At 42.9% G+C, this 25,932-nt stretch carries 20 protein-coding genes; 11 read left to right on the top strand and 9 right to left on the bottom strand.

The genetic code is table 11. The annotated features are described in order from the left end of the window. Positions 1-61 precede the first annotated feature (61 nt). The 10 genes from DQQ10_RS07385 to DQQ10_RS07330 all read left to right on the top strand — a co-directional run bounded on the left by DQQ10_RS07385 (position 62) and on the right by DQQ10_RS07330 (position 16,086). Complete coding sequence (locus DQQ10_RS07385; RefSeq protein ID WP_165823834.1) at positions 62-4,300, top strand: HYR domain-containing protein; 4,239 nt, start codon at positions 62-64, stop codon at positions 4,298-4,300. A 378-nt stretch (positions 4,301-4,678) separates the two neighbouring features. Further along, a complete protein-coding gene (locus tag DQQ10_RS07375) occupies positions 4,679-6,625 on the top strand; it encodes a tetratricopeptide repeat-containing sensor histidine kinase (protein WP_112746170.1) in 1,947 nt (648 codons plus the stop codon). A gap of 10 nt (positions 6,626-6,635) precedes the next feature. Beyond that, positions 6,636-7,277 carry a response regulator gene (locus tag DQQ10_RS07370; RefSeq protein WP_112746169.1) on the top strand — a complete coding sequence of 214 codons (642 nt, stop codon included), beginning with the start codon at positions 6,636-6,638 and terminating at the stop codon, positions 7,275-7,277. A gap of 77 nt (positions 7,278-7,354) precedes the next feature. Beyond that, positions 7,355-7,729, top strand: a complete 375-nt coding sequence (locus tag DQQ10_RS07365; RefSeq protein ID WP_112746168.1) for a DUF6841 family protein — start codon at positions 7,355-7,357, stop codon at positions 7,727-7,729. Positions 7,730-7,824: 95 nt separating this feature from the next. Continuing rightward, positions 7,825-9,792: a glycoside hydrolase family 97 protein gene (locus tag DQQ10_RS07360; RefSeq protein ID WP_112746167.1), complete on the top strand. Its 1,968-nt coding sequence runs from the start codon at positions 7,825-7,827 to the stop codon at positions 9,790-9,792. A gap of 97 nt (positions 9,793-9,889) precedes the next feature. Beyond that, complete coding sequence (locus DQQ10_RS07355; protein ID WP_112746166.1) at positions 9,890-11,149, top strand: serine hydrolase domain-containing protein; 1,260 nt, start codon at positions 9,890-9,892, stop codon at positions 11,147-11,149. Then, positions 11,146-11,634: a gliding motility lipoprotein GldH family protein gene (locus DQQ10_RS07350; protein ID WP_112746165.1), complete on the top strand. Its 489-nt coding sequence runs from the start codon at positions 11,146-11,148 to the stop codon at positions 11,632-11,634. The genes DQQ10_RS07355 and DQQ10_RS07350 overlap by 4 nt, the downstream gene beginning before the upstream one ends. Before the next feature lie 490 nt (positions 11,635-12,124). After that, on the top strand, positions 12,125-12,517 hold the full coding sequence (locus DQQ10_RS07340; RefSeq protein WP_112746163.1) for a hypothetical protein: 393 nt from the start codon (positions 12,125-12,127) through the stop codon (positions 12,515-12,517). Between the two features lie 11 nt (positions 12,518-12,528). After that, positions 12,529-13,521: an endonuclease/exonuclease/phosphatase family protein gene (locus DQQ10_RS07335; protein ID WP_112746162.1), complete on the top strand. Its 993-nt coding sequence runs from the start codon at positions 12,529-12,531 to the stop codon at positions 13,519-13,521. A gap of 183 nt (positions 13,522-13,704) precedes the next feature. Beyond that, positions 13,705-16,086 carry an ABC transporter permease gene (locus tag DQQ10_RS07330; RefSeq protein ID WP_112746161.1) on the top strand — a complete coding sequence of 794 codons (2,382 nt, stop codon included), beginning with the start codon at positions 13,705-13,707 and terminating at the stop codon, positions 16,084-16,086. 48 nt (positions 16,087-16,134) lie between these two features. Here DQQ10_RS07330 and DQQ10_RS07325 read toward each other — a convergent pair whose 3' ends face one another. From DQQ10_RS07325 to DQQ10_RS07315, 3 genes are all read right to left on the bottom strand, one after another. Continuing rightward, positions 16,135-16,566 carry a PepSY-like domain-containing protein gene (locus tag DQQ10_RS07325; protein WP_165823833.1) on the bottom strand — a complete coding sequence of 144 codons (432 nt, stop codon included), beginning with the start codon at positions 16,564-16,566 and terminating at the stop codon, positions 16,135-16,137. Positions 16,567-16,749: 183 nt separating this feature from the next. Continuing rightward, positions 16,750-18,021 (bottom strand): sensor histidine kinase, encoded by a 1,272-nt coding sequence (locus DQQ10_RS07320; RefSeq protein ID WP_112746159.1) that lies wholly within the window; start codon positions 18,019-18,021, stop codon positions 16,750-16,752. Beyond that, a complete protein-coding gene (locus DQQ10_RS07315) occupies positions 18,018-18,695 on the bottom strand; it encodes a response regulator transcription factor (RefSeq protein WP_112746158.1) in 678 nt (225 codons plus the stop codon). The genes DQQ10_RS07320 and DQQ10_RS07315 overlap by 4 nt, the downstream gene beginning before the upstream one ends. A 156-nt stretch (positions 18,696-18,851) precedes the next feature. On the opposite strand from DQQ10_RS07315, the gene DQQ10_RS07310 reads away from it, so the two are divergent. Further along, positions 18,852-19,733 carry a hypothetical protein gene (locus DQQ10_RS07310; protein ID WP_112746157.1) on the top strand — a complete coding sequence of 294 codons (882 nt, stop codon included), beginning with the start codon at positions 18,852-18,854 and terminating at the stop codon, positions 19,731-19,733. A gap of 1 nt (position 19,734) precedes the next feature. Here the strand turns inward: DQQ10_RS07310 and DQQ10_RS07305 are convergent, their stop codons facing one another. The 6 genes from DQQ10_RS07305 to DQQ10_RS07280 all read right to left on the bottom strand — a co-directional run bounded on the left by DQQ10_RS07305 (position 19,735) and on the right by DQQ10_RS07280 (position 25,917). Then, a complete protein-coding gene (locus DQQ10_RS07305; RefSeq protein WP_112746156.1) occupies positions 19,735-20,049 on the bottom strand; it encodes a hypothetical protein in 315 nt (104 codons plus the stop codon). A gap of 208 nt (positions 20,050-20,257) precedes the next feature. Beyond that, a complete protein-coding gene (locus tag DQQ10_RS07300; protein WP_221409692.1) occupies positions 20,258-21,316 on the bottom strand; it encodes a phosphotransferase enzyme family protein in 1,059 nt (352 codons plus the stop codon). Between the two features lie 11 nt (positions 21,317-21,327). Continuing rightward, positions 21,328-22,683, bottom strand: coding sequence for a Gfo/Idh/MocA family protein (locus DQQ10_RS07295; protein WP_245970314.1), 1,356 nt, complete (start codon positions 22,681-22,683; stop codon positions 21,328-21,330). 119 nt (positions 22,684-22,802) lie between these two features. Beyond that, on the bottom strand, positions 22,803-24,230 hold the full coding sequence (locus DQQ10_RS07290) for a nicotinate phosphoribosyltransferase (RefSeq protein WP_112746155.1): 1,428 nt from the start codon (positions 24,228-24,230) through the stop codon (positions 22,803-22,805). A gap of 9 nt (positions 24,231-24,239) precedes the next feature. After that, positions 24,240-25,130, bottom strand: a complete 891-nt coding sequence (locus DQQ10_RS07285) for an NUDIX domain-containing protein (RefSeq protein ID WP_112746154.1) — start codon at positions 25,128-25,130, stop codon at positions 24,240-24,242. 103 nt (positions 25,131-25,233) lie between these two features. Further along, positions 25,234-25,917 carry an NUDIX hydrolase gene (locus tag DQQ10_RS07280; RefSeq protein ID WP_112746153.1) on the bottom strand — a complete coding sequence of 228 codons (684 nt, stop codon included), beginning with the start codon at positions 25,915-25,917 and terminating at the stop codon, positions 25,234-25,236. Positions 25,918-25,932: the final 15 nt, after the last annotated feature.

Genomic DNA, 25,932 nt, shown 5'->3' with positions numbered 1-25,932 from the left:
TGGGCAACGATATCCACTTGTATTCAATTCGTCATCACTAGACGGGTCAAATGGATTTGTAATGAAAGGAAATGCCGCGAATCAAGTCTTGGGCGCTGAGCTTCAATTTGTGGGGGATATTAATAACGATGGATTGGAAGACCTAGCGTTCAGTGATGAACTTGAAGAAGTGGGAGGTCTTGCTCTGGGTGGACGTGCTTATATCGTCTTCGGATCATCTACACCTTTTCCAAAAGAGTTTGATCCAAAGACTTTGAATGGTTCAAATGGTTTCATGGTAGATCCAACGACTGCCGATGAGCGACGTGGTCAATCCATTGCAGGACCTGGAGATATTAATGGCGACGGAATTGATGATATAATTGTGTCGGCCACAAGCGGTGAATTGACCATGGTGATTTACGGTAGGAGTGGCGCCTTCCCGGCGGTGATGAAAGTAGGTGATATCAATGGTACAAATGGTTTCGTGATTCAAATTGATGGCACTACGCAGGTCGATGCGCTTGGCGATATGAATGGTGATGGGATAAATGATTTTGCAATTTCCAATCCACATTGGTCTGAAAGAGCTTGGGTTATTTTCGGCCGTAGTGGCAATTTTCCTGCATCGATTAATAACACTTGGCTTGATGGTGTCAAAGGATTTATGACAAATCCATTTCCAGGATCTCGCCCGGCATATCGCGTAGGTGCTGCCGGCGATATCAACAATGATGGATACGATGATTTGCTAGTTGGGAATTGGGCTTCGGCGAGTGCTGAGGCATTTAGTTTTTTGCTCTTTGGGAGGGCCAGTTTTACATCACAGGTAGAATTGACAACATTGAATGGAACCGATGGTTTTAGAATTGAAAACGCTGGGAATAACTTCATCACTTGTGTTGGACGGGTTGGTGATATTAACGGCGATGGAATGGATGATTGTTTTTCGGAGAATAACCTCATTTTCGGATCAACATCTCCATTCCCTTCAACCTTGTCCATGAGTTCGCTCAATGGCAACAACGGAGCGTTACTCGACGGCTACGTACATCATGCTTGCTCCGCAGGCGACTTGAGTGGTGATGGTATTGATGATCTATTGGTTGTTGGACAAACAGGCAATTACGTCGTGTTCGGAACTGCATCGGGATTCCCAGCACTGGTAGATCCCGAAGATATTGACGGTACAAATGGATTTACGATTCCCACCAGCAACACGAACATAGGACGCCCTATTGATGGCGGCAAGGATTTTAATGGTGATGGGTTCTCCGACTTTGCTTACGATAACATCAGTGGAGATGGAACCGTCGCTGTTGTATTCGGTGGCGATCACATTGCGTTACCGCTCAACAATAATCCTTCTATCATTCAACTTCGCTCAGATGGTTTCCGTATTCGTTTCAACGCGAAGGAGACCGGTATCATTCGTTATGCGGTTTACCCATCGTCAACACCACTAATGAACAACCTAGATGTGATTGACAATGGCACTGGCGCAATTGTGTCTGGAAGTTTTCCGATCGGTAGCAGTAATGTCGATATCATTCACCTTCTTGATGGGCTCGCACCTGATACAGAGTACGATGTCTACGTTCACTTTCTTGACGATGCCGGAAACAAAGACATTAACTATCATCATTGGGACAATGTAAAAACGCTTCCATTGGGTGATATCACGCCGCCATCGATTACTTGTCCAGGTAATCAAACAGTAGTGTGTACCGCGACAACAATTCCTGATTATACCGCGCTTGTTACTGCGACTGACAACACAGACCCGACACCGACCGTTACGCAATCGCCTGTGTCAGGAAGTACTTTTGTTAATGGCATGACGATTACAATGACGGCTACCGATGATGCTGGTAATACACAGACATGTACATTCACCGTTACCAAAACAGTAGATGCGCAGAAGCCTACAATTACCTGTCCAACAGATAGAACATTAAGTCTCAATGCTACCATCCCTGACTATAGAAGCTTGGCAACTGTCACAGATAATTGTGACGCATCACCGACGGTAACACAATCACCGGTAGCAGGAACAATATTTACGGGCCCTCTCACTGTTACGTTGACCGCTACCGACGCAAGTAGCAACGTACAGACATGTTCGTTTTTTGTAGGTAAAGCTCCTGATACAGCACCGCCCACGATTACTTGTTCGGGAAATCAGTCGTTAAGTTGTGCGTCGACGACGATTCCTAGCTATGTGTCGTTGGCGACTGTATCGGACAATGAAGACGCAACGCCCACAGTAACGCAATCACCAGCTGCGGGTAGCCCCTTCGTTGATGGGATGACTGTTACATTGACGGCAATCGATGATGAAGGCAATGTCGCAAGTTGTAACTTCATCGTGGCCAAGACAACCGACACGCAAAAACCGATAATCAATTGTCCAGGTGATCAGGTGTTAACGCCTGGCTTCGTGTTGCCAAACTATGTACCAACAGCGACGACTTCTGACAATTGTGATATGGCGCCCGTTGTAACGCAATCGCCAGCTAGCGGAACAATGTTCATAACATCTCAGGTTGTAACATTGACCGTAACGGATGCGAGTGGAAATTCAGAGTCATGTAGCTTTAATGTTACACCAGCGCCAGATGTCGAAGATCCTACGATTTCATGTCCAGGCAACCAAAGTGTTTCATGTACGGCGATAACGCTCCCGAGTTATATTTCTCTGGCGACAGTTTCTGATAATCAGGACGCAACGCCAACAGTGACGCAATCTCCAGCGGCGGGTAGCCCTGTCGTTACAGGCATGACAGTGACGCTCACCGCGACCGATGACGCTGGCAACACCGCCACATGTAGCTTTGTCGTTTCGAAAACGGTCGACGCACAGAAGCCGACGATTACTTGCCCAGGAAACAAAGTGTTAACAATTGGTGAGACACTTCCGGATTACAGATCACTGGCTACCGCTGTCGATAATTGCGATTTAGCTCCAGTGATCACCCAATCGCCAGCAAGTGGAGGTGTATTTATGGCAGCAACGGTTGTTACGCTGACGGTGACGGATGCAAGTGGAAATTCAGAAACGTGTTCATTTACCGTAACACCTGCTCCAGATACAGAGGCGCCAGCAATATCGTGCGCCGGAAACCAGAGCGTGACTTGTATGACGACGTCGCTTCCCAATTACATCTCTTTGGCTACAGTTTCCGATAACCAGGACGCGACACCGACGATAACGCAATCGCCCGCAACTGGAACTCCCATCACAAATGGAATGACCGTAACACTCACGGCAACCGATGATGCAGGAAATAGCAGTACATGTTCCTTTATGGTGGCGAAACCTGCGGATACACAGAAGCCAATAATTACTTGTCCGGCCAATACCACATTGAACATGGGTGATGCAATCGCTGATTATACTTCACAAGCCATCGTTGCAGATAATTGTGATGCGACACCGACGGTCACACAATCGCCCATTGCCGGTACATCATTTACAGGCGCATTAACGGTTACACTCACGGCGAAGGATGCTAGTGGTAATACGGAAGTTTGCTCGTTCTCAATTGCTGAGGCACCAGACTCTCAAAGTCCGACGTTAACATGTCCAGGAGATCAGCTCGTAGATTGTGATGTGACCACGGTTGCAGACTATACTTCTCAAGTTGTTGCTAGCGACAACAAAGATGCGTCGCCAACAGTAACACAATCGCCGGCACCAGGAACAACGTTGACAAACGGAATGACAATAACGCTTACCGCCGCAGATATTGCTGGAAACGAAACAACTTGCTCCTTTACAATCAATGTGAAGTCTAACGTGCGCGTGAATGCAGGAAGGGACGTTATTATGACCGTGGGTGGAAACGTTCAACTCAGCGCTGTGGCCTCTATAGATAATGGAACATTTTTATGGACACCTGGTGAATCATTGGACCGAGATGATATCCCGAATCCAGTAGCCACTCCGTTGGCGACCACAACATATAAAGTGTTGTTTACCACACCCAATGGTTGCACGGCAACGGATGAGGTAAAGGTGGAAGTAAAAGATCTTCATATTCCAGAAGGGTTTTCACCTGACGGAGATGGACTCAATGAAAATTGGATATTGACTGGAATAGAAAAGTATAAAACGAATGAAGTTAATATCTTCAATCGATGGGGTAATTGTGTCTATAGTGTGAAGGGGTACAACAATCAAACGCTTGTTTTCAACGGTAACGCTAATCGCCTTTCGGCACTTGGTGCGGACAATCTTCCGGATGGCACTTACTTTTATTCGATTACACTCAATGATAGTTCAACGCCAATCAAAGGTTTTATTGTCTTGAAGCGCTAGTTCATTTTAAAGATTCACATTAAGAATTTTGGCGGTTGAAAAATAAACGAAGAGAGCTTCATGCTGGGTTTGCGGAATTCGCTGACCTTGCTCGTAGTACGGATGAATGTGTTGCTTTACCGCGTTTGCAACTCACGTTAAGGGGTGGTGAAATTCTTCGGGGTAATATTTTGTTTTTCCAAGAAAACGGTGCGGAATCCCTCTTGATGTTTTCTTGCGCAGCGCACCGTCAGAACAGGTCACTGGATGTATCGATTTTTAACAGTCGCGAAGTCGTGGAAATGACGTTACTCGAATAGTGGGAAAATAAACTTTGCTAAGGAGAAGTCTGCTGTTAGATGTATATTTGTTAATCTGTTAAGAATCCACTGTATCCAAGTGAATCGACGTCTTGTTTTCTTGTTTTTTTTGGTTTGTGTTGCTGGTCACGGCTATTGCCAACGACAATCCATTAAGTCCGCGGACTTCGATAGCTTGATCTCGGTTTACGAACAAACGGTCGCTGCAGATCCTCAGTTAGTGTCCAAGCTTTGTACGCAGATGATCGCGTTTGGTGATCAAGAGCGTGATGTCAAATTTCAGGCGTATGGAAATTATTGGTATGGAAAATCTATCCGATTCTATGACGTACCGAAAAAAGCACTACCATACCTTGAAAAATGTGTCACGTTATTTGAATCTCTGAATGACCAACGTGGTCTTTGTCTTGGTTTAAAAGAACTGGGGGTTGTACACTATCTCAGCGGCGATCATACACACGCGATGAAGTTTTATTCTGATGCATTGGTGCTCGCCAATAAATTTAACCTTCAGATTGAGAAAAGCGCGTTGAATAATAACATAGGAAATCTCTATGATGAACAAGGGCATTCAGAAAAAGCGATTTCATATTATGAAGAAGCCTTGCGGTTGAATCCAGAAAAACGGTACAAAGTTCCCTTTCTTCAAAATATAGCGAAGGCTAAAGTAGATTTAAAGCAATATGACGCTGCGATAGCGCGCTATAGGGAGAGTATTGCGGTGAGCACTGAGTTGAAAGATAGTCAGGGTGTTTCTGCTGGATATGATGGGATGGCGTTGGTTTATTTTAGTCAAGGCAAGTACGCAGAATCGCTAGAGAATTCTTTTGCCGCGCTAAAAATTCACAAGGCGTCGAGTTGGATGACCGGCCAAATCGAAACCTTAAATCGCATAGGTCTTTGCTATTTGAATTTGAGTCAAGCATCACATGCAATCGACAATTTTCAACACGCGCTTCGACTTGCACAAAAAAATCAATATGCGAATCAACATTTGATCAATGCGAACTTGGCATTCGCCTTCGAGCAACTCAATGATTACCGACGGGCTTACAACCACTTCGTTGCGTTTAAAACACGGGAGGATAGCTTGGAGGCAATTGGTAAGGCCGAGGCTATGGAAGAATTGCTTGCTAAATACGAGGCGGATAAACAAGCACAAAAAATCGTATTACTGCAACGGGAAAAAGAATTGCAAGACCTCAAGTTACATAAACAAGAGTCGGCGCTCGAGAAATCTCGACTCACACGCGACTTGATATTGCTTGCAGCTTTATTGATCATTGTATTGTTCGTGGTGTTGCTTATTTTGTATCGACAGCGGATGCGCAATCGAATTCAGGCTGGCGAAAGAACGGAGGCGCTGAATCGTCAACGGACGTTGGAGTTGATTCGCGAACACGAAATGAAAACCATCATTGCGAACATCGAGGGGCGTGATAAAGAACGTCTCCGGATTTCTCAAGAACTTCATGACGGTGTTGCCGGATCATTGGCAGGAATCAAATTGCAGATTCGAAAAGTGAGTGATACACTTCAAACGCCAGATCTGGAAAAAATCATCCGTAATGTGGACAGCGTGTATGATGAAGTGAGAATGATTTCGCATAATCTAAGCCCTTACAAAGTGCTGAACACGGCATTTATCGATCTCATCAAAAGCCATTTAAAACAGGTGTCGGAAGACGCTAATCTTGAAATGGATTTTATCACACATCCTGAAGAAAAGCTCAATAAACTTCCCGATCAGATTAAGATTGAAGTGTTCAGGATCATTCAAGAACTTATGGTTAACATTGTTCGTCATGCGCGCGCAAAATCTGTTGAGGTTCAATTCACCATGAACGATGAATCTATTAACTTAATTGTTGAAGATTCTGGTAAAGGCTTTGATGTTGAAAAAGTGAATTATGGTGTTGGCTTGAATAGCATTCGCAGGCGTGTTACCGATATTCAAGGAACTTTGCATATCGAGTCTGTTCCCGGAAGAGGAACGATCGTAAATATTGATATTCCCCTCGAATAAATAACCAGGTATGAAGAAAAGGATAAAAGTTATATTGGCTGATGACCATCAAATGTTTCTCGAAGGTTTGCATGCGATGCTTTCAGTTGTAGAAGACATACACATCGTGGGGATGGCGCTCAATGGAAATGAAGTTGTGAATCTCCTAAAGGTAAATGATGTCGATCTAGTGGTGACCGATATCAGTATGCCTGGAATGGACGGGATTGCCTTGAACACTGTTATCAAAAAACAATATCCGCACGTGAAGACGTTGGTGCTCACCACGTACAGTGATCCTGATAAAATATTGAAGCTTGTTGGAAGTAAAGCGAATGGATATCTGCTGAAAAATGCGGAGAAAGACGAACTACTAAAAGCGATCTTTACGATAACGTCTGGAGATAATTATTTCTCAAAGGAAGTTCAAGAGAAATACACTGCCAGCGTTTTTTCAACAGAACAGACGTCTGCTGGTGATCCTGTGTTAAGCAAACGCGAAAAAGAGATCCTAAAATACATTGCGGAAGAATTTACCACTCCGGAAATCGCTGAGAAATTATTCATCAGTCAATATACTGTGAATACCCATCGAAAAAATCTTATCTCCAAATTAGGCGTTAAGAATGTTGCAGGTTTGGTAAAGTATGCGTTTCAAAAGGGACTTGCCTAATTTTTTAGACTGATTTGTTGCTTAGTTGTCCAATGACGCTGGCATGAACTTTTGATAGTTGTGGCTAAATTACCGCCATGACAACGGCTCTAACATTCTTCGAAAACTATGCGAAAGCATTGATGTCTTACTCGCCAGAAGATATCGCAAGTTTCTACGCTGTCCCTGTCACAATTTTTTCAGACCAAGGCAGTCGGACCGTTACCGACAAGGCCGATACAATTGCTTTTTGGAAAGAGGCCGTAAAGCCTTATGCCGCACAAAATATTGTGAAGGCCGTTCCCATCACTTTAACGGAAGAACAACTCAGTAAAAATATATGGGTGAGTAAAGTGATTTGGACCAATTCAGATAGCGAAGGCAAGGTGGTCGCCAATGAAACGAATTTTTATATTCTTTCCGATGAGGGAGAAGGAATGAAAATTATTGGCTTGATTTTAATGAGCCGGTGAAATGAAAATAAAAGCGCGGTGAGTTGAGTTAAAAATGCTATTTCCTCGTCATGTTTGTGAATCTATTTGTGTTTCACTAAACCAACCTCATCAGCATGCTGCGTTTCTTAATTTTACGAGTACCCTTACTAATTTTTGCGTTTGGATTGTGCATCCACGCCAGCGCGCAAAGCAAAGAACTGAAGTTAACCTCACCGGATGGTCAATTAAGTGTGAGTATCACATTGGCAGACCGCATTTACTATACCATCAATGCTGGTGGACAAACTATTTTTCAAAAAAACCATTTGAGCCTCACACTAGGAAGTGAGGTGTTAGGTGCCAATCCAAAATTGTTGCGGTCAAAAACAGGAAAGGTGTCTGAGGACATCAAGCCGTATGTATCGTTAAAGTTCGCGACCGTGAAGAGTAGTTATAATTTCCTAGCGATGGAATTCAAAGGGAAATTTACAGTCGAGTTTCGCGCTTTCAATGATGGTGTTGCGTATCGCTTTATCACAGCAAAAGATGGTGACGTGGAAATAAGTGAAGAAGATTTTGTGGTGAATTTCCCGAAAGACTGTCTACTACATTTGCAATTGGCAGGAGGATTCAAGACTTCGTACGAAGAAACGTATTCGCACAAACAGTCAAATGAATGGAAGCCTTCAGATAGGATGTCGACGCTACCATTGTTAGTCGACACGAAGAATACATATAAAGTGTTGATTAGTGAATCAGATCTCACCGATTATCCAGCAATGTTTATTAAGTCTTCAGGATCCAATGTTATGAATGGTGTGTTTCCAAAAGTGCCACTGGAGTTTGGTCCCGATGGTGATCGTAGCGTTAAGATCTTGAAGGAAGCATCTTACATCGCGAAAACAAAAGGTTCAAGATCTTTTCCATGGCGATATTTTGTCGTCACCAAGGATGATCGTTTTTTGATAGAAAATACAATGACCCTGAAGTTGTCGGCGAAACCAGCGATCACGGATGTTGCCTGGATCAAACCTGGCCAAGCGAGTTGGGAGTGGTGGAATGATGCATCTCCGTATGGACCGGACGTAGATTTTGTGAGTGGTTACAACTTAGAGACGTACAAGTATTATATTGATTTCGCAGCGAAGTTCGGTGTACCGTACATTATCATGGATGAAGGTTGGGCGAAAGAAACAACGGATCCCTACACGCCGAATCCAAAAGTGGATGTGAAGGAATTGATTCGCTATGGAAAGGAGAAAAATGTAGGCATTGTACTTTGGCTTACGTGGCTTACGGTACATAAGAACATGGATCTATTCAAGACTTTTGAAACATGGGGCGTTAAAGGTGTGAAGATCGACTTTATGGATCGCAGTGATCAATGGATGGTGAACTACTATGAGAACGTGGTGAAAGAAGCAGCGAAGCATCACTTGTTTGTCGACTTTCACGGCGCGTTTAAACCTGCAGGCTTGGAATACAAATATCCGAACTTACTTTCGTACGAAGGTGTGCGGGGTATGGAACAAATGGGAGGATGTACACCCGATAACAGTTTGTATTTACCTTTTATGCGTAATGCGGTAGGACCGATGGACTACACACCCGGCGCGATGTTGAGCATGCAACCCGAGGTGTATGCGTCGGAGCGACCGAATTCTGCGAGCATCGGTACACGCGCCTATCAACTTGCATTGTTTGTGGTTTTTGAAAGTGGTATACAAATGTTAGCCGACAATCCCACGCTTTATTATCGGAATGAAGAATGTACAGCGTTTATGACCAAAGTTCCAACAACATGGGATGAGACAAAAGCTATTCATGCGAATGTTGGCGAGTACGCAGTGGTTGCAAAACGAAAAGGAGAGCGTTGGTTTGTTGGCGGCATCTGCAATGGCAAGGAAGATAAACGAATGTTAGATCTAAACTTCGATTTTTTAACGCCTGGAAAATCATATACGCTAACCTTGTTTGAAGACGGAATCAATGCAGGGCGCCAGGCGATGGATTATCGGAAGCGAACGTTATCCGTAAAAAATGGCGATAAGCTAACCATAACCATGGTGCGAAATGGTGGATGGGCGGCCATCATTGAGTAGCAGTTCGTAAGGCACTGCTTACCTCCAAGGCTTGGATAACAAGGGAAATTGGCTTTTGCTATTTCCTTGTTATCTTAAAGTCCAACTTATAATAGCCATGTCTAGAACCCTGTCGCTACTGATTGGTCTTGCCTTTCTTGCAGCTTGTCAATCACCCAAATCTGAGCAAGAGTCGTCCAGTAATAATGTTGTCACCGAACGCGTTAAAGCGCGTATAGACTCTACGTTGAAAAGCCAAGTTGATGCAGGCCGAATAGCTGGCGTGTCGGCGTTGATCATTGAAAAGAACAAAGAAGTATACTTTAATGCTTTTGGATTTGCTGATCGTGAAGCAAAGAAAACATTTGATCGCAACACACTCGTGCGAATTTTCTCGATGACAAAGCCCATCACTGGCACAGCGTTGATGCAGCTTTTTGAGCAAGGGAAGTTTCAATTGGATGATCCCATTTCCAAGTATGCACCGGAGTTTGCCAACATGAAGGTTTTTGTTGGGAAAGACAACGCCGGCAAGCTAATCCTAGAACCAACAAAAAGGCCGATTACCATTCGTGATCTTACACGCCATACTGCTGGTTGGGCACGAGAGGAGCATCCCGAACTTGGCGCTTTGGTCAAGGAAGCGGATTGCATGAACAAACAAAATACACTCGCACAAATGGCTGCAAAACTTTCCAAATTGCCTTTGGCTTTTCATCCTGGCGAGCAATGGTCTTACGGAATTTCTGTTGATGTACAAGCATACTTGGTAGAACGTATTTCAGGAAAGCCTTTTGATGAATATGTAAAAGAGAATATTCTGGATCCATTAAAGATGAATTCAACGCGTTATGTTCCGGTTGATTCAACGCGCTTAGCCGCGGTATATATGAAGGGCGATGACGGCGTTCTTCAGCGTATTCCAAATGAAAAGGCAAATGAATTCAATGGGAAATCATGGCCGTTAAAGCCGGGTGGATTTGGTTTTACGGCTTGCATCGACGACTATCAACGTTTTGCAAGAATGTTGGTCAATGGAGGTACGTTCGATGGTGCTACGATTCTAAAACCAGAGACCATCAAGCTAATGGCGACGAATCACCTTTCCTACAGCGTTACAGAACGTATGTGGCTTCCAAGTAAAGGCCAAGTTGGCTTTGGTGTTGATTTTGCCGTGAGACTCAAATCGCCAGTGGACGCACAAGAAAATGCCGGCGTAGTGGGTGAGTTTTTTTGGGATGGAGCCGCGAGTACACTTTTCTGGGTAGATCCAACAAACGAATTGACAGCGGTGCTCTTTGTTCAGATTTTTCCGTTCGATGGACAACTCCATAATAATTTTAGGAATGCTGTATATGGTATACCGAACCCTAAATGAAAGATTACCTTTCTAAATTGTTGATCATGACGCGCATAAAACAAATGTGGTTGGGCTTCCTGATGTTAATCATGTTTGGATGTCATACGTACAAGAAATACGAAAAAAACACTTTCGCAGATCGTGTTTGGGAACGGGATGAGGTTGTCATGTTTAAACCGACTATTGACGATGGAAGTAAAAAGTACAAAGTCAGTTTTGCACTTCGTCATTTATATGGTCTACGTCTCGATGGAATCAATATCCAAGTAGCAATAACTTCACCGAAAGGAGAGGAGTTTACGAAGCATTATCGCGTGGATATTATGGATGGTAATGGCGAATACAAATCAAATTGTGCTGGTGATTTGTGTGACTTGGAAATTGTAATTGAAGAACAAATGAAGTTCACTCAGGGTGAGTATATCGTAACAGTTTCTCACACGCAGTATGGCGAAATACCAGGAATCATGGAGGTAGGATTTGTAATTGACGCTGCCGAGTAGTGATATGAGATTTTTGAATCATCCTCATCATCTTTTTTTGGTGATCGCAATAGTTATACTCGTATCTCCATTATTTTTTTGGATGCAAGCGTTACAGGTGGGTATGGTGGTAACGATGACGGGTAATATTGCGATGGTTAGCCTGTCTGTCTTGATCATGATGTTGTGGATAGCCTACCACTTGACACAAAGGTTTTTATTTACGCAGTACCTTTCGTGGATTCATGTTTTAGGTACGGTGCTCATGGTGACATATTTTTTGGGAACCACCAATATATATCTGAAAGCAAATGCGATAAAAGAAGTTGAAAAATATCTCTATCCGACTATTTTAAATAATTCGCCGCGTTTGATTTCCTTCGGAAGCCCGTTAACCATATTATTTATACTTTTGCAGCTACTTTTCGTAATAAATATTTTTGCCGGGCTTCGAATAAGGTGCAAGTCACATGCAAAAACTGAAATTTAGAATAACTTATTTTTCGGTGCGATGAATAAGAAAATCATTCTTTTGTCAATAGTAGTTTTTTTAGTGTTGAAAATTCTGTTTTCGGTATTGATCAAGAATGTTTCTGAAGATGTTGACCTGTTGTCACTCAAATGCCAACAATATCGTTCTGAACTTAATCTCTCTGAGACATTTCAAGATTCGCTTCTTATGGATGCGACATTTCGTGATAACCTTTTGGATTCTTTGTCTGCAGTCGATGGTGAGCGCAAAGAAGATGTTAATCGAAAACTGATATTGTATTATGACGCCATCCAAGATCGGAGCGATGCGACAAGTAAAATGAAAACATTTGATTCTCTTAAGAAGGCAACGAGTGTCATTTTTATTTTGATTGCCATTGTATTGTTGTTTCCGACGTTTCGGAAAAAATAATGATCATGTAAATGCTTCCGCCAAAACTCAATCTGTTCTGGAAAATCATCGCGGCGATAATTATTATTAGTGCGACAGGGATGGTACTTTTTAGAAGTCACTATCTACTCGGCACAATGCTAATTGTGTCACGCTGGTTCCTTTTTCTGACAAGCGCGATTTTTCTTTACACATCACGCAATCGGATCGCAGCGCGTTGGATACGGCCGGGATTGGTAGCCGTGATGATTGTAGTGCTTGTTGAATACCGTTGGAATACGATTCAAGAAGAACGTTTGCTCGACCATACAGCATCAGTAACAGTTTCTTTGATGACGTACAACATCTTCTTTAAGAACAGCAGTAAGGCACTGTCATTGAAGGTGATAAAGGAAAAGGATCCCGACATTTTATTCGTCCAAGAGCTGACACCCGAATGGGCTAGTCAAATAAAGCGTTCCCTTGGACAACGGTATCTGTATACGCGGGAAACGGTGCTTCGTGGCACGCATGGCATCGGCGTATATGCAAAATTTCCTATCGTTAAATCTGAACTCTTGGGGAACGCTACAAGACCTTTTGCGCAAATCGTTACCCTGAATGTTCATGGCAAAGAGTTACAGGTAGTGCATACTCATCTGGCTTCGCCTGCCATTGCTGTAGAAAAACCTGCGCGATTCTTTAGCCTCCTAAGTGAGAACTACACGGCCCGACTGGAACAATTGAAACAAATCAATGACCGTGTCTTAACGACGGAAATGACATGTTATGCGCAACTTTTAATTGGTGATTTGAATACAACGTACTTCGAGCCAATCTACAGAGATCTTAAACGTGATTGGGTCGATTTGAGTGGTGTGCCGCTAACGCCTACACGCGCAAATTTCCCTAATACGAGTAAGCTCGGACCCATCATTACCCTTGATTATATTTTTGGCCGCGGTCGTGTATCGACAATCAATATCAATGTTGTCCAAGGGGGAAGTTCCGATCACCTTGCAATTTTCGGTAAGATTCGGCTGTAGAAGGTTCTTTATCCATGTATTTTTTGTTTTTTTTCTGTGCGTGAAGCGCCCACGGATCATGTCACCCAATAGGTGATCAAAAAATGAGGAAATTTAGTAACCTCTGGCAATATTCGGAGTATCAAAGAGGGCAGGTGCAACCTTTCGAAGGCGCTGTTGTCTTTCACAAACCAACCCATATCTATGCTTACCAACTATTTTAAAATTGCATGGCGGAATCTTCAGAAGAACCGTGTTTACTCCATGATTAACATCGGTGGACTGGCCGTCGGAATGGGCGTAACAATCTTGATTGCCCTCTGGGTTATTGATGAACTGGGTTACGACCGTTATCATCAAAATTATGATCGCATCGCGCAGGTGATGCAGCACCAAACATACAATGGTAATGTTGGGACGCAAGAATCAAATCCTGCAGCGATGGGTGAGGAGATTAGAAACGTTTATGGCGCAGATTTTCGGTATGTGCTACAAGCGTCTTGGAACCACGAGCACACCGTTACTTTTGGTGATAAGATGTTTTTGCAAGAAGGTTCGTTCTTTGAACCACAGGTTGCTGAAATGTTAACATTGAAAATGATCCATGGCTCGCGTAACGGCCTGCAGGAAATGAATAGCATTTTAATTTCTGCAGCGGTTGCTAAGACCTACTTCGGTGACGATGACCCAATGGGAAAGATGCTTCGTATTGACGATGCCGTAGATGTGAAGGTGACGGGTGTTTACGAAGATCTGCCTTTCAATTCTTCTTTTCGTGATATGAAGATCATCATGCCGTGGTCTTTGTATCTGAGTCAAAACAAGTGGGTTGAGCAGATGGAAAATCCATGGGGTAGTAATTTTACCCGTACATTTGCCATGATTGGCGATCATGCAGAAATGGAATCGTTATCTAAAAAAATCAAGGACGTTAAACTGAATAAAGTTTCACAAGAAGAACATCGTTATAACCCGCAAGTGTTTTTACATCCCATGTCGAAGTGGAGACTTTATTCTGAGTTTAAGAATGGTGTTAACATCGGAGGACGTATTACCAATATTTGGCTGTTTGGTACGATCGGCGTTTTTGTACTGATTTTGGCATGTATAAATTTTATGAATTTGAGCACCGCGCGCTCTGAAAAACGTGCTAAAGAAGTTGGTATACGAAAAGCGATTGGATCATTGCGTAAACAACTGGTAGCGCAATTCTTTAGTGAATCAATCTTGATCGCGGTGTTGGCTTTTGTGCTTTCAATATTGTTGGTGTACCTCGTGCTTCCTTCATTTAATGTGGTTGCAGATAAACGTATCGATATTCCGTTTGTAGACTTTACATTCTGGGCAACAGGCGTGGGCTTTGCGATTTTTACTGGCGTGTTAGCAGGAATTTATCCCGCACTTTATTTGTCTTCATTTAATCCTGTGAAAACCCTGAAGGGGACCTTTCGTGTTGGTCGTTACGCCGCGATCCCACGTAAAGCACTTGTTGTATTGCAATTTTCTATTTCTACTACGTTGATCATAGGCACGATCGTTGTCTACAAACAAATTACCTTCGCGCAGAATAGGCCTATTGGATACAATAAAGATGGATTGATTCGCGCGAGTGTAACGGATGATCTTCACAAGCACTTTGATGCCATTCGCGAAGAGCTAATGTCAGCAGGGGCCATTGTGGCGATGGCTGAATCTGGAAGTCCAACGACACAAGTTTGGAATACGAACGGTGGTTTCGATTGGGAAGGTAAAGATCCGAATCAAGCGGTAGATTTTCCGAACAACGCTGTCTCGCACGATTATGGAAATGTGATTGGCTGGAAACTTAAAGAAGGCCGTGATTTTTCCAGAGATTTTGCTTCGGATACAGCGACGTTCATCTTGAACGAATCGGCTGTAAAATTTATCGGGTTGAAAGATCCTGTTGGAAAAATTATCCGTTGGGAGAATCAACCGTATACGGTAATCGGTGTGATCGAAGATATTTTAGTGCAATCACCCTATGCACCTGTTCGACCAGCGATGTGGCATTTAAATACAGACGCTCAGAATGTGTTTCTGATGAAACTTAATCCGCAAACAAATGTGAAATCGGCATTATCCAAGATTGAGTCTGTATTTAAACGTGAAAGCCCGGGTCGACCATTCTCGCCGTCGTTTGTCGATGAAGATTACGCGCAAAAGTTTGGTGATGAGAAACGTCTCGGAACACTCTCATCATTTTTTGCAGTGTTGGCAATTTTTATCTCTTGTCTTGGACTTTTTGCGCTAGCATCGTTTGTTGCAGAACAGCGCACAAAAGAAATTGGTATTCGAAAAGTGTTGGGCGCTTCTGTGCCTAACCTATGGCGTATGCTCTCCCAAGATTTTGTCGTGTTGGTGATCATTTCTTGCCTGATTGCCGTACCCATCGCATATTATTTGGCGGTAGGATGGCTTAGCAGCTATGAGTATAAAACGGATCTTTCCTGGTGGATTTTTACGGCTGCGGTAACGGGAGCAATAGCCATCACGTTGTTTACCGTAAGTTATCAAGCCATTAAAGCGAGCTTGATGAACCCGGTAAAGAGCTTACGTACAGAATAAATGAATTGGAAGTCAAGCGTGTTTTCAGTCTTGACTTCCTTCACTTCTCTACTTCTGATTTTCTACTTTTCCGTCGCTGCTGAAAACAACAACCTTGTCTCCAGCGTTGGATTCTAGCTCAACTTCAAAAGTCGTTTTTCCTGCAATTTCAATTTTGTCAATGTCATCAATCTTGTAAGACTTAAAGTCTGTTTCGATTTTTTGTTTGATGTTTGTGGGGAGATTGCTCAATGAAAGATCTTGCTTGTGCTTGAGCACATTTCCTTTTTTATCAAACCAAACGTCGTGGTCTTCGTGATTGATTTCAAATTCAACCTTATACTCTTCTCCTTTGATCTCCCAGTCGACGTCTGTAGCCTTTTCAAAGTTGAGCTTGAAATTATTGAGGATAACAGATGGCACTTCGCTTTGAGCGATGTCTTGGCCATTCACGACAGTGATTGCCGAAATAGCAATGATAAGTGATAGTAGCTTTTTCATATTTGTGCTGTTTGATGATGTAAATGTCATACATGATCTGGGAAAGAAACTGGAATATATCAACTGCTTCGTTTTTTATTTCGTAGATCCACCACGTGAGAAGGCGATAATACTGTGGTATGTTTTTCTTGTGTTACCAATTTATACGGCAATCACCGTAAGAAATTGGTAAATAATAGGGAATCAGCTTGCCGCCATCGTTATAGAAAAAACATGTTTGCCATTGTAGCGATATTCTAATTTGTAGCCGTAGAGATCGCAAATCGATTTCACGATAGCAAGCCCAAGTCCTGTTGAATGTTTTTGATTACTTCCTTTGTAGAAGCGTTCGAAGATCTTTGACTTATCTAACGTTCCTAAAGTACTGGTGTTCTCAATTGTGACACCTTGATCAGTAACTTCGATTTCAATGCGACCACCTTCGACATTGTGAAGGATGCCGTTTTTAATAAGATTTGATAGCATGATGGAGGCAAGGTCCTCGTTGATTCTTTTTGTCAATCTTCCTCGGTGATGCACCGACAAGATTACCGATTTGTAGTCAGCAAGGTCTGATAGTGCTATCGCCAGATGATCTAGTAGTTGATTGAAATCAACCGACGTTTGTTCAGGGAATTGGCGGTTCTCGATTTTTGATAGCAGTAACAATGTTTTGTTGAGACGTGTTAGCCTCTGCAGTGATTCAATGACGCTGCTGATTTCTGCAAGATTTGCTTCTGCATGTTGTTGCTTTTCCGCTAACAGCTCAAGCTTATTAATACTGATGGCCAGGGGTGTTTGCAATTCATGAGATGCGTTTTCAATAAATTGTTTTTGACTTTGAAAGGTAGCTACTGTTCGATGTAAAAGTGTGGTAATGGACTCTTGAAGCATGTTAAATTCGGTAACACGCGTCACGGAAAATGCAGGCAATTCCGGAGACTCCACCCTGAAATTTCGAAGGCGGTCCAGGATAGCGTAAAAAGGTCGCCAAATACGGCGAAGTAAAATGTTGTTGATAATCATGATGCTGATCAGTAAAATAACATATAACCAAATGATGGAGTATAAGAGGTCTTCGATGAGATCGTCTTCCTCTACCATGGATGAAACAATTAATAGCTCATAATATTTTCCGTGGACTTGAAAGGCAGACTTCAATACTCGAACGGGTTCATAGTCCTGTTCATTGATCGTGTAAATGGTAGAGTCCATGTATACATCCCGGTATTGAAGCGCATCCGTCGCGTTAATCTCACGGATGGCATAATTGCTTTCCAGAAGTGCCGTCTTGTGTATCAAGGTTGTGTCAGTCGCTACACGCTCAAGGATCAAGAGTTTTGTATTTTCAAGTCCATCGTCAATACTGTCGTAGATCTCGTCTAGAAAATTTGCGTAGAATATGGTTGCCCAAACACCAAGCACGATAAAGAATGCGATAGACAGATAGGAGAGTGTGTGATTGACTAACTTCATTCGACCACAAGTTTATAACCGATACCATACACTGCTTGAATTTCGATGCTTGCGTCAGTCTCTTTGAGTTTCTTTCTCAAGTTTTTGATTTGCGAATAGATGAATTCAAAATCATCGGATTGATCTGCGTGATCTCCCCAAATATGTTCGGCGAGGGCAGTTTTGTTAATCAATCTATTTTTGTTTGATGCGAAATATACCAGAATGTCAAACTCTTTACGGTTCAAGATAAGTGCGCTGCTTTGTACGTTCACGGTCCGTTCATTCAGATTGATCTTTACGTTTCCGATATTGATGATCTTTTGTCCATCATGCTGCTTGCGACGGATTACCGATTTCACGCGCGCAGTCAACTCTGCGAGGTGGAATGGTTTTGTGAGATAATCATCCGCGCCGAGATTGAGTCCTCTCACTTTATCGTCTATTGAATTCTTCGCAGAAATAATGATGACGCTGTTGTGTTTTCCCTTTTCTTTTAAAAGCTCTAACAGCGTGAGTCCGCTACCACCGGGAAGCATAATGTCAAGTAAAATGCAATCGTAGTCATACGTCTCTAGTTTTTCAGCGGCTGTATGAAAGTCAGAAGCAGTTTCAATGAGAAACAATTCTTTCTCCAATGATATTTTCATCACGTCGCGTAGATCATCTTCGTCTTCTATCAACAGTATTTTCATAGACTGAAAATGGATAAATTAACCAACCATACAAAATAAGAGTGTGATTTCGGAAAGATTTGGGAATAGCATCCAAATAAAAGTAATTCGAAATCCTTCCAGAATGTTTCCGGTTTTCTGCTTTTGCTTTGCGTTTGATTAAATTAAGGGTTAGATATGAAAACACAGGGTATTTGTTTCGTTTTGCTGGTTTTTGTGCTGGGCGCGTGCAATCTAGGCTCCACGCAGTCGACTGAGGCAAAAGATTTTGCTGCACGAAAGCAATTGGCAGAACTCATGGATAAAAAGTTAAAAGAGGTATCTGGAATGGCTGCGAGTAGAGGCAATGCTGGACTATTTTGGGTGCATAACGATAGTGGCAATGAACCAGAAATTTATCTGATCGATGATCAATTGAACATTCGACTAACCGTTAAGCTTGAAGGCGTGGAAAATCGTGACTGGGAGGATATTGCCGTTGGCCCAGGTCCGGTTGCGGGTAAACAATACGTTTATGTTGGTGATATTGGCGATAACGACGCGGTATATCCTTATAAATACATCTATCGCTTTGAAGAGCCTCTGCTTGACGGTGTTGCTGAAATTGGCGTGAGCGATATCGAAAAAATAGTATTCAAACTTGAAGACCAGGTTAAAGATACAGAGTCGTTGATGATCGATCATCAAACAAAAAATGTGTATGTCATTTCGAAGCGCGAGCAGCCAGTTTATTTATATGAGCTTACTGCGCCAATGTCAAATGATACGCTGGTAGCGAAAAAATTATACAGCCTTCCGTTCAAAGAGATTGTTGCTGCGGATTATACTTCGGTTAATGGCGATGTATTGATAAAGAATTATCAGGCAGTCTACTACTGGAAGAATGAAAAGCGTGAAAGCATCGCGGCACTGTTGAAATCAAAACCTGCACGCGTGCCTTATGACGAAGAACCTCAGGGGGAGTCAATCGCGTGGGCCATTGACGGCGCCGGCTTTTATACGCTAAGTGAGAAGAAGAAAAAGAAACCTTGCTATTTATATTTCCACGCGAAGGAATAAATCATTTGCTTCCGGGAAAAATAGTTGAGATCAGGTTGCCGATCGAAAATTTTTTGTTGTTGATCTCATGACGATTGACTTGCTCAAATGTATCGGCAATTTCTTTGATCCAATCTTCGGGTACATTGATCGGATACATTTCTTGATTACATGCGGCATCCTTGGGCATGCGAAGTGTACCGTTCTTTACTTTAATGATAAACTCAGCATTGTCGATGGCTTCATGATGAATATATTTTCCAACATCAGGTCGTTGTGTAGCGACGCGTTCAACAATTTCACGAACGCCTTTTACATATTGTGTGCTCTTGATCATAGCAGTTAATTCGTAGCGGTTAAAATGGATGAACAATTCACGTGGATATACCAGCGATGAACGCAGAAACAATGCTTACCAATATCGTGAAAAAAGATCATTGCGCGCAACGTAACTCACCTGTTTCTAACGCTCAAAAAACGAAAAATCATATCATTTTGTCTTGCTAGGGGTAAATATTTAGGGACGGCCGCGACGTTGGTAGCTTTTATTGGCTGATATTGTCGAGCATCCGATGGATCATGGCCGACTTGCTTTCAAGCTTGATTAACAAGGACAGTTGGTTGCCAGCACGCACAAAATTCTGAGTAGAGTAAGTAATCGGGTAGTACTGATCGTCGTTTATGTAGTCTGTTAAAAACCTGAGTGCCTGCATGTAGATCATGAATCTTCCTGCGAAAAAGAAATGTTCTTTTTCAATCGTAGATAAAGTCGATTGTGTTTCGCGATAATAGCCTTTAACCACGGCTTCGAGGAATGGCTCTCTAATTTCAATTAGGTTGAAGTCTTTTTCTTCTTCACTCACCGGCGACAAATAAGTTCGCATCATGTCGCCCACATCGCTAATAAAATAACCGGGCATTACCGTGTCGAGGTCGATCACACAAAGCCCATCATCATTGGCGTTAAATAGGACGTTGCTAATTTTAGTGTCATGATGCGTTACGCGTAATTTGAATTGCGTATCGCGTTGAATAGCCTCGAATGTTTTTAGGATGTCTTCACGATTATTAAGCGCCTCAATAAGATGTTGTGCTTGCTGAATGCGCTCGGGATTACCCTGATGCTGCGATGTAACAAATTGTTGGTGTCGCAGCGTGAGGTTGTGAAAGTCAGGTAAAGTGATCTTGAGTTGTTCGACAGGAAAGTCATGGAGGATCGTCGTGAATTTTCCGAACTGAGAAGCTGCTTCGAAAGCTTGTTTCGGTGAATCGACAACGTTGCGTGAAATAGAATGCTTCACGAAAGGAAAGAGTCGAAAGTAACCTTCTTCGACGTGAGTCAACGTGGCGCCGCGCTTGTTTTTTATCGGTGCTACAAAATGGTATGACGGATGTTTCCGCTCAAGAAAATCTCGAATGGCCTCAATATTCGAAGCAATGTCATCGGGCGATTTAAAGATCCGCTCATTCAGTCGTTGCAGAATAAATTGTTCAGTTGGCGTATCGATTAACCAGGTGTGATTAATCAATCCATTACCAAACGGTTTTACGGCAGTCGACGAAAGATCGACGCTGTAATGCGAAAGAACGTGTATTGTTGTCAATAATACTGAATTTAGAATTCGTCATTCAAGGCAAATACAGCTTTTCGACTTGACCATTTTCCAGACGTGAAATCGGGGAACGCGACTGTCTGATTATTGAGCTTGATCGACTCTTCACTAAGGGGTGTTATGGCACTCCAGGTAGCGGCATCGTAAACGTCCATCGGCGTAGAAGTTTTTCGCTTGATGGATTCTATAAAGGCGTGAATAACAAAGAAGTCCATCCCACCATGTCCAGCACCTTCAGTGTCTTTGCTCCAACGTGCCCAAAGCGGATGATCGTATTGGTCGAGCCAAGTTTTTGCATCATCCCATCGGTGTGGTTTGGTAGATTTTCCTTCTATATACACCCCATTGTTTACGTCCATCCAGAGGCCTTCGGTGCCCTGTACACGGAACCCAAGAGAATAAGGTCTTGGCAAGTTCGTGTCGTGTTGAAGGAGTACGGTTTCTCCGTTACTGCAGTTGATTTGCGTTGTGACGACATCACCAAGTTTAAAATTGACCTTTGCATTTGGATGGTCGTTTCCTCCGCCTTTTATAATGTGTTGATGTAACCCTCGCGACTTGGATGAAAATGAGTTTAATGATGTAAAGCGATTTCCACGATTGATGTTTAAAAAATGAGCAAGTGGTCCAACACCATGTGTAGGGTAGAGGTCGCCATTTCGTGTTACAGAATGTTCAGTTCTCCAGCGCGCCTCCGAGAATCCTTTCGCCCCGAATTCCACACCATGCCCATAAGGATGAGTACCGTCATTGAATTTTACATCACGCAGGTCATGTTGATAGCCTCCCTGTAAATGGATAAGCTCACCAAACAGCCCTTGGCGGACCATGTTTAACACGGCCATGACGTCGCGGCGGTAACACACATTTTCAAGCATCATCACGTTTGCGTTATTACTTTCTGTGGCTTTTACGACATCCCAATGATCTTGCAGTGTAATACCAAGGCAAACTTCGGTGCCAACATATTTAACGCCAGACTCCAGCGCACCAAGGATCATTGGCTTATGCCACTCCCAAGGCGTTGCAATGATTACGCCGTCACAACGTTTTTTATCGAGCATCGATTTCCATGCATTAACGCTGCCGGTAAATACTTCGGGCATTTTCTTTTTATGCTTTGCGATAATCTTCTTAGCCATGTCGAGCATCCGATTGTCGATGTCACAAATGGCGATCAACTCAACGTCGTCGCGTCGAAGTAACAGGTCAAGGTGTTCCTGTCCGCGCAGCCCCACGCCGATCAGTGCAATTTTTATCTTAGAAGGTTCGTCTGCGAAGGTGTCAAGTGCAGGAAGTGCCAATAGCGATGCCGTTGCAAGAGCACCGTTTCTAATGAATTCTTTACGGTTCATCATGTGGTAAACGCGGTTAATGAGTGCGTACGTTCTGTGGTCAAATTAGCAAAAATGTGAGTGGCGTGCACAAAAAAATCCAGCGTCTTTCGAACGCTGGATTTGGTTATCGTTTCTATATTTTATGCGTACACGGGCGAAAGAAGTCTTGCGCGGTCGCGGATACTTTCAAATGTGTGACTTTTTTTAAGGACGCCATTTTCGAAAACAGTTTGTAGGACGTCTTCACCGTCTTGATCCATGCCAACTGTCTTAAATTGGTTATCCTGTTTAATAAGTTTGAGTTTTCCAGTTTTTGACGCTTTAAACGACTTGATGATATCGCCATGTTCATTCATTTCAAGCGGCTTCTTCATCACATTGACACCCTGATTGTTGATCTCAGCAAATGAACATTTCAAAGCGAATTTTTGTGTGTCGCGATTTACTTTTTGTAGGAGAGCTCCTCCCATACCGAGAACCAGGTTTTCTCCAGAGATCTTATTTTTCTTGAGCGCGTCGTAAATAATAGGAATGGAATCAATGTCAATGCCATCGCCCTGAATGACTCGCAATTGCGGCGGTAAAACTTTGTAGCCTTTTGAATTGACATGAAATTCAAATTTTTCGAAAAGGATATCGAAAACTTTGAGCAGTGTTTTGACGGGATCACCGGAGTCTGGACGAATGACGAGACGACCATCTCGTTCGAGGATTTGTTGTTTAAATTGACTACCCCAGTAATTCTCGACAGTGTTAAAGATGTTATAAGAGTCAGACACGCAAGAAAGAATTCCTGTTGGGTATGCGTTAAATACATGTTGTAAAATAGCAGCTTCTCCTTCTTCACCCAACAAAGTCATAATAGAATGTTCTGTTGCGGGCACAGACAATCCATATACTTGCTGAGTGTTGTAGTATCGCTTTGCAAACTGAGATGCATACACCGTGTCGCTGCCGCGAAAGTTGAGCAAATGTGCTGCACCGCCGATGCCGGCACTTTCAACCGAACTAACTCCTCGAAAACCAAAGTCATTCAGTACAAAGTCGATATTTTCGTAGGATGTATCATCGGCAGTTTCTTCAAAATTTTGCGCTACAATTTTTCTCACGGCGCGAGATAGCGTTGCTACCGTAGAAGGATACCAGACTTGCATCAGAAGAGTTTCGAGAAAATTTGTGAGCCAGTAACATTTTGGGTCAGTGTTTTCAATGGTCATCAAAACGTTACTTACGGGGATGGCCATACCTTCTGGAACTGCTTTTATGCGAATGGGAAGATGACCTCCATGTGTTTGAAGGATGTGTTCAAATATGCTACGGTTAAAGATATCTCCTCGGCCGAAGACGCCGTGTAAAATTTCTTCTGCTTGGTCAAGATCGACTTTTGTAAATGCTTGTCCCGCCAGATAATGTTCTAAAAAATATTGTAAGCCAAAAAACACCGTTTCGTCAAATATTCCGCCTCTACTTTCCAGGTAAGAGTAGATCTTGGTTGTGCCTGGCATGTAAAGCTTGTGGTGCGCATACTTATATGCGTCTGCTAAAAGGAGTAAATTCTGCTTTTCCATAGACATGAATTATTTGGTGTATTTCGTGATAAGAGTATTGAGGAGCGGCGTGTGTGTGGGGGTAGTAAGATTATTTTTGATGAGATCACTTAGTTCGTTAAGCTTGAACCAATTCAATTCTGCGAGATCATCATTAGCGACGGGAGTGCCGCTAATATAGTTTGTAGAGAAAAGTGTCGTAATGATTTTATCGGTCTCACGTTGATATCGCCAATCATTTATGTTGAGTGACGTTTCGTATTGCATCGGTGCTACGGTAATATCGCCACATTCTTCTCGAAGTTCACGAAGTGCAGCGCATTCAAAACTTTCGTCGGTCGGGTCGCTGAAGCCCCCAATGAGTCTCCATTTTTGGTCAATGTCTTTTTTTCCTAACAGAATCTCTGCACGGTTGTTTCTAAAAACTGCGATGTCGACGGTGGGATACACTTTGTTGTAAGTATTGGCGTAAGCGTAAATAATTCCTGATCTGAATTCCATTGAATCCATTGTTTCATCTTGGGCGAATTCACGCAGTTGTGTTGCGTTGTGTTGGCCTTGTGCGGGAATTTCGACGACCACGTTTTTTCCTGAATAGTAGTCAATAAAGCTGTCGCGACTGCCGTAGAGGGCGAAAGAGGCTCCGGGAAAAGTGTTCGTCAATAGTGTATCTAATGTGGTAGACCAAGTGGTGTCCAATGGATGATCGGGGAGTGGAAGGACGATGATCTCAGGGAATGATTTTTTGATCATTTTTTCACGGGTGGGAAAATCGAGTGGATTTCTCTTGCTTCCTAATACGGGCGACACACCTAAAATGATAACAACTTTTCTATGCTTGGCTTTCACGGATTCGATGAGGCCAATATGTCCCGGGTGGAGGTAGGGTGTTTGAAGTCGAGCTATGATAACGCCGATCATGTTGCTGTTAATTTGTGTAAATTATACGCAAATATAGGATGAAAGTTGTTTCCTTGAAATGTATTTGCGTAAAAAGTACGCTAAATGTGTTGAGGTGGCGATTTTAGGCGAAAAAGTCGAAGTTGTAGCCTTTTTCTTTCAATTCGAAGTATTTTTTTCGGTTGAATTTAAAGAGCTGTGCGGGTCTTCCCGATTTTCGTTGTATGGTTTCATTCAAAGCCTCAAGTATGCTGAGTTTTGCAATTTTCTTCTTAAAGTTTCTGCGATCGATCTCACGCCCTAGCAATGCTTGGTAAAGGTTTTCCAAGTCAGAAAATGGAAATGCTTTATCAAGGAGTTCGAATCCCACAGGCTCGTAGGTGATTTTTCCGCGCAATCGTTTAATCGCAACGTTGATAATTTCTTTATGATCAAAAGCGAGTTTTGGTAGTTTCTGGATGTCAAACCACGCTACATCTTCAGCATCTGATTGCGCACTAATTTGGAAATCCTTTGGTCTTACGAGCGCAAAATACGAAACGGATATCGCATGATTTCTCGGATCTCTGGTTGGTTTTCCGAATGTATACAATTGTTCGAGGTAGTTTACGCGGATACCTGCTTCCTCCTTTAATTCGCGGTTGACAGCATCGTCAAGTGATTCTCCATCAAGCACAAGTCCACCCGGGAGTGCCCACATTTTTTGGAATGGTTCGTCTCTACGTTTGATCAGCAAGAGTTGCATTCCGTGGTCTGGATCATAGCCAAATACTACTGCGTCAACAGAAACTTTGATGTCTTGCTTCATGTCGTCAAATTAGGA

Origin of the sequence: Pseudochryseolinea flava, assembly GCF_003286915.1 — a bacterium.
GTDB lineage: Bacteria > Bacteroidota > Bacteroidia > Cytophagales > Cyclobacteriaceae > Ohtaekwangia > Ohtaekwangia flava.
Note: the sequence above shows the minus strand (reverse complement) of the source record. Positions and strands in the feature narration are given on the sequence as shown.

Coding starts and splice junctions, on each gene's coding strand:
- DQQ10_RS07315 (WP_112746158.1), bottom strand. CDS start 18,695: ATGAAAATACTGTTGATAGAAGACGAAGATGATCTACGCGACGTGATG.
- DQQ10_RS07295 (WP_245970314.1), bottom strand. CDS start 22,683: ATGATGAACCGTAAAGAATTCATTAGAAACGGTGCTCTTGCAACGGCA.
- DQQ10_RS07330 (WP_112746161.1), top strand. CDS start 13,705: ATGCTTACCAACTATTTTAAAATTGCATGGCGGAATCTTCAGAAGAAC.
- DQQ10_RS07360 (WP_112746167.1), top strand. CDS start 7,825: ATGCTGCGTTTCTTAATTTTACGAGTACCCTTACTAATTTTTGCGTTT.
- DQQ10_RS07320 (WP_112746159.1), bottom strand. CDS start 18,021: ATGAAGTTAGTCAATCACACACTCTCCTATCTGTCTATCGCATTCTTT.
- DQQ10_RS07310 (WP_112746157.1), top strand. CDS start 18,852: ATGAAAACACAGGGTATTTGTTTCGTTTTGCTGGTTTTTGTGCTGGGC.
- DQQ10_RS07280 (WP_112746153.1), bottom strand. CDS start 25,917: ATGAAGCAAGACATCAAAGTTTCTGTTGACGCAGTAGTATTTGGCTAT.
- DQQ10_RS07285 (WP_112746154.1), bottom strand. CDS start 25,130: ATGATCGGCGTTATCATAGCTCGACTTCAAACACCCTACCTCCACCCG.
- DQQ10_RS07355 (WP_112746166.1), top strand. CDS start 9,890: ATGTCTAGAACCCTGTCGCTACTGATTGGTCTTGCCTTTCTTGCAGCT.
- DQQ10_RS07365 (WP_112746168.1), top strand. CDS start 7,355: ATGACAACGGCTCTAACATTCTTCGAAAACTATGCGAAAGCATTGATG.
- DQQ10_RS07290 (WP_112746155.1), bottom strand. CDS start 24,230: ATGGAAAAGCAGAATTTACTCCTTTTAGCAGACGCATATAAGTATGCG.
- DQQ10_RS07350 (WP_112746165.1), top strand. CDS start 11,146: ATGAAAGATTACCTTTCTAAATTGTTGATCATGACGCGCATAAAACAA.
- DQQ10_RS07325 (WP_165823833.1), bottom strand. CDS start 16,566: ATGAAAAAGCTACTATCACTTATCATTGCTATTTCGGCAATCACTGTC.
- DQQ10_RS07335 (WP_112746162.1), top strand. CDS start 12,529: ATGCTTCCGCCAAAACTCAATCTGTTCTGGAAAATCATCGCGGCGATA.
- DQQ10_RS07385 (WP_165823834.1), top strand. CDS start 62: ATGAAAGGAAATGCCGCGAATCAAGTCTTGGGCGCTGAGCTTCAATTT.
- DQQ10_RS07370 (WP_112746169.1), top strand. CDS start 6,636: ATGAAGAAAAGGATAAAAGTTATATTGGCTGATGACCATCAAATGTTT.
- DQQ10_RS07305 (WP_112746156.1), bottom strand. CDS start 20,049: ATGATCAAGAGCACACAATATGTAAAAGGCGTTCGTGAAATTGTTGAA.
- DQQ10_RS07340 (WP_112746163.1), top strand. CDS start 12,125: ATGAATAAGAAAATCATTCTTTTGTCAATAGTAGTTTTTTTAGTGTTG.